Genomic DNA, 4,396 nt, shown 5'->3' with positions numbered 1-4,396 from the left:
TTTCATCTTATCCATCAGTTTGTTTACAACCTCATCAGGATAATCACGAATTATTTGTTTATCTTCCGCACTCGTTGATGAATCATTTAAAAGCATTTCTGCTACATAGATGGCCATTGCACGATCCACATCCGTCATCTTTTCATAAGTATTTTGGATATGTTGCGCAAACACCTCAGATAAAGTTAAAAACTCCTTTGCCTTAAGCGAGAATGAGACTAATCCGCCATTACTTGAGCTACTTCCTATCAAATCATGAAAAGAACCATTAGAAGAAAGACTAGGAATAGTTTCTATGACCGTAGACATTTTACTTGAGACCTGATTCAATAGTTGGGTAATATGAACTGAATGGGAAATAATTTGTTCTAAATCTGTTGTCTCAATACTTATTTTTTCAGCCATGCTATACCTCCACTCTCATTTTTCTTACAATCAACTGACAAAGCTCATCACCGTCTATAGAACGCTGCATCTGATTCGTAATATCATACTCATATAAACTTTCATCATCTAAGAAGTAAACCGAGTCTTGGGTTGATTGATCAAATTCCTCAACTGCTATTCGTAATGCTTCATCATTTTTATGGTAAGCAAACACACGGAAAGCTGGCTCACTTTCATAATTTGAATGTAAATAATCTTTGACTCGATCATCCAAATAGTGAAGCATCTGGTGATTTTTTAATATTATACTTAAAAATAAAACACTTGCAAGCCGTCGAATTACATACCTCCCCTCTTCATCCTTTCTCAAAACCACAGTCATTCTATTGAATTCATCAATTGCAGGAGCGCAGAAATAATCTTGATCAATTTGATAATGATAAGATGATTCTTGATATTCTTTTAGATAATATCCGTATTCCATACACTCGTCTGTAGGCCGCCCATCAATGATCAAACCTTCGGTCTTTAAGTCATCGTACCCCTTTTTTATTGTACGTTGTAAAGCCGATTTTCTATCTTCTCCTTCTAGTATTGTTAAAGGGAGAAAAGTCAAATCTTCTGACGAATCATTAAACAATTGTAATACATATAATGCTTCCAAAGTAAGTCTCATGCGCCATCTATCTCCTTTATAACGTGTGAACTCGGAATTGAATTTAGTAACGTTTCTAGATTAGAAATAGTGGAATGCAGTTGACTCACACTTTTTTTATAATCTTTTTTATACTTTTTCATAAATTCTTTTAATTCTAAGTATTGTTGCTTACTTTTCCCCTCCCATTTTTGCTCTTTTCCTTCAATGCTGGCGATTTCTGATGAAACATCATCAAGTAAACTTTTTATAGTAGTCAAATCACTTAGAATCGTCTGTATTTGACTATCGTTATATCTTATAGTCTCGGCAGTATAACTACCTTCCTTTGAATTTATATCTGCATTCATACTATATCCTCCAATTAGTAACCTACTTGCCTACCACCACAATTGTTCCCAAATTGGTTTTCCTTTATTATAAGCAGCTCTATCGCTGGAAATCGCAGCATCAAGACCAACTATAGCAGCTTCTAATCTAGCATGTAGACTCATAAAGGCCGTGTTAGAATCTTTAGCAAAATTCCTATATTCCTTTAATTTTTTTAAGTCTTCTTCTAATTTATTTCTGAAATTTGCTAGATAGTGATACCCTATATCACTATCTATATATTCAATCGTTTCTTCGCAATGCTTGATATAATTATCTAAACTTTCTAAACTCCTCATAGTTGAGAGGCCATTCGAGGAAATACTATTGATGACACGTTGGTATTTTGCTTTCTTAGCCTTATTTGCATCAATTCTACCAATTAAATATGAATCACTCATTTGTAGAGACCTCACTTTCATTTTCTGACTGAGAAATCGAACTCCTAATTGACCCCAAATCAACTTCTACATCTCCTACGGTTGGTACATGCACAACCTTTTTGCCACTTCCTTCAGGTGAAGATTCTTCTGATACTGAAGCATCATCTGAACTTGATAAGCTACGATCTGAAGAAGTATCACTGATCTGTGGTACATATAAATTTTCTTGAGGCTTAATCGGATGGTAGTGAGAATTAAAAGTGATGATTAATAAGATGAACTCTCCCGAAAATACAAGAATTCTCTTCATCAGATAAGACGACGGGACTTTCGCTCCTCTAATCGACATTGCTTTCAACTCCGGATATGCTGTCTCAAAGGCTCTTTTTTTCACCCAGTAGGGCCTCACTACAAAAGAACTGATTAGAAGCAAACTTCCTATCATGATACTTTCAAAAATACGTTGTCTCGACCCTGAGTATAGTAAGACAAAAGATAAACCTGCAGCGCTAAAGGCTACCAAAAGCATTAGAGTCATACTATAGTATGCTTCTTTTTTCACTGCTAAATATTCTTGAACCGGTAAAGTTTTGTTGCTATCCATTAGATTCCTCCTCATTACTTTGTAATCTTCATTTTAGTTTGAATGTCTTTAAAGTGGAAATACACTTCATCTACGTTAAAATTCTCTTCGCGAGCAAATGAAGAACGGGCAAATACAGTCTGATCTCCCATTTTTTGTGCAATAATTCCAATATCAATACGTTCTTTTACATATTTAGACATAGTTGTGGATGCTGTGAAGAAATTCTTATGTGTTGATAAAATGAAATGAATTCCTACTCTTTGCCCCTCCTCATAAATCATTGCAAAGTCATTGTCTGAGATTTGACTATCTGATAGAAATAGCTGCAAATCAGAAATGATAACAAACCTATTGAGCTTTTCTCGTTTTTTCCTTGCTTGTAGGATACTATCCTTGAGTTCAAAGACTTCTTGTGATAGATTCTGTTCGGAACTAATATAGCGATCAACATCCATAGAAAATTCAACATATTCACCTATAGAATCAAATAAAATAATCTGATCTTTTTCTATAGATTGAGAAATCATACGAAGAATATGCCTAGTAGCTACTGACCTAACCGTATCTTTATCAGATAATATAAGTACCGTTTAACTGCTGAATAGGAATTGAAATAGCTTTTACTTCTTCAAATTCCAGCCCTATTGGTAACTCTCCGTTTTGAATAGATGTTTTCACCTCTGGCATTCCCAAGAAATTATCCACAGTCAAAACATCTGGTACGACTGGTATTCTACCTGGTCTTGAACCTGTCCACCTTTTATCTAACTGTTTCACTTCTTCTTTTAAATGTTCATTAATATCAAAAGCATCTTGACCATCAACAGGGATAGGCGCTTGGAAAACTTCTGGCTCTTCCAATTTTAGCATCCCTCGACCAACCTTCTCTTCCATAGGTACAGTATACCTACCAACAATACCCTTTGACTCTGTCTCATCTGTTTGTTTGAAGGTGATTTTTGTCCGAATATTTGTATGAAGAGCTGCTTTTAAAGTCCCTAGACGACCTGTTGACAGAGTAAGATACATTCCTAATCCAGTCCCATCTCGAGAAATTGTTGTAACCATTTTTTCAAGTAAATCTTCATACTTAGAACCTTTCAATCCTTCATAACTGTCAATAATGAACATCATAGACGGAAGAACATCTCCACTCGCTTTCTCATATGTTTCTAAACTCGCCACTCGATAATCTGCAAATAAAGTTTTTCTACGTCGAATTTCTTCGCTAATCTTTGTAACAAATTTAGGTATTTTTTCCTCATCATCTGGATAAATGATATCCGCAACTTGTGGTAATCCAAGCAATGGCAATAAACCATTAGTTCCAAAGTCTAATAAGTATATATGAAGTTGTTCTGGAGTATTTCGTCTGGCCAAATCAATACCAATTGACTGTAGAAAAGTTGTTTTTCCCATACCCGGACTAGAAAAAAGTGCTAAATGCCCATCTAAATGATATACATGTGTCGCAGTTTGTTGCGATTGTTTACTTGGTAAATCTACTTTACCAAGTATAACCTCTAATGGCCGTTTATTATCCTGCCATTGTGGCAAAGTTTCATATAACTCGTTTAAAATAATCTTATCTGGTAACGGCGGCAGCCATGGCTGGGGTACCGGCGCGATGCGTTGGCTCTCGGTTAAGAGCTTGATGTTCTGGACAATGGCGTCTAATTCCGTCGGAACTTCCTTGATCTCATCCGCCTCTTCTAAGCCGGATAGGTCTTCATTCAAGATTTCATATTGGCCCAATTCATTGATTAAATAAATTGTATGGTCTTCGATCCCCATGTCATCCTTGTCCGGCTGATAATCCGCGCCCGACCAGGCTGACTGGAAGAGTTCATAGACTTCATTGTTGCCGACTTGGAGATAGGCCCGGCCGGTTTGGGTGATCTCCGCCGCATCCGGCGTATGAAGCATTTCATTGGAGTCGGTCCGATCGGCCACCTTAAGCGCAATCTTGAAGCGGGAGTTGGACCAGATCTGGTCATCGACCACCCCGGATGGTTT

General features: G+C 36.7%; 7 protein-coding genes. All 7 read right to left on the bottom strand.

The features are described 5' to 3' along the window. The coding region (locus tag SCRDD08_RS11605) for a hypothetical protein (protein ID WP_061421988.1) at positions 1-405 on the bottom strand (405 nt) is incomplete at its 3' end. Position 406: 1 nt separating this feature from the next. Next, complete coding sequence (locus tag SCRDD08_RS00625) at positions 407-1,063, bottom strand: hypothetical protein (protein ID WP_061421987.1); 657 nt, start codon at positions 1,061-1,063, stop codon at positions 407-409. Continuing rightward, a complete protein-coding gene (locus tag SCRDD08_RS00620) occupies positions 1,060-1,392 on the bottom strand; it encodes a hypothetical protein (protein WP_061421986.1) in 333 nt (110 codons plus the stop codon). The genes SCRDD08_RS00625 and SCRDD08_RS00620 overlap by 4 nt, the downstream gene beginning before the upstream one ends. A 30-nt stretch (positions 1,393-1,422) precedes the next feature. Further along, positions 1,423-1,812 carry a hypothetical protein gene (locus SCRDD08_RS00615; protein ID WP_061423232.1) on the bottom strand — a complete coding sequence of 130 codons (390 nt, stop codon included), beginning with the start codon at positions 1,810-1,812 and terminating at the stop codon, positions 1,423-1,425. Then, positions 1,805-2,398 carry a hypothetical protein gene (locus tag SCRDD08_RS00610; protein WP_061421985.1) on the bottom strand — a complete coding sequence of 198 codons (594 nt, stop codon included), beginning with the start codon at positions 2,396-2,398 and terminating at the stop codon, positions 1,805-1,807. The genes SCRDD08_RS00615 and SCRDD08_RS00610 overlap by 8 nt, the downstream gene beginning before the upstream one ends. Positions 2,399-2,412: 14 nt before the next feature. Beyond that, a complete protein-coding gene (locus SCRDD08_RS00605; protein WP_061421984.1) occupies positions 2,413-2,907 on the bottom strand; it encodes a hypothetical protein in 495 nt (164 codons plus the stop codon). Positions 2,908-2,950: 43 nt separating this feature from the next. After that, positions 2,951-4,396: FtsK/SpoIIIE domain-containing protein (locus SCRDD08_RS00600; protein WP_269139709.1), on the bottom strand; the 1,446-nt coding region annotated here is incomplete at its 5' end.

It is taken from the genome of Streptococcus cristatus (assembly GCF_001578775.1).
GTDB classification, from domain to species: domain Bacteria; phylum Bacillota; class Bacilli; order Lactobacillales; family Streptococcaceae; genus Streptococcus; species Streptococcus cristatus_A.
The sequence above is the reverse complement of the archived record's forward strand: the minus strand, read 5'-3'. Positions and strand labels throughout refer to the sequence as shown.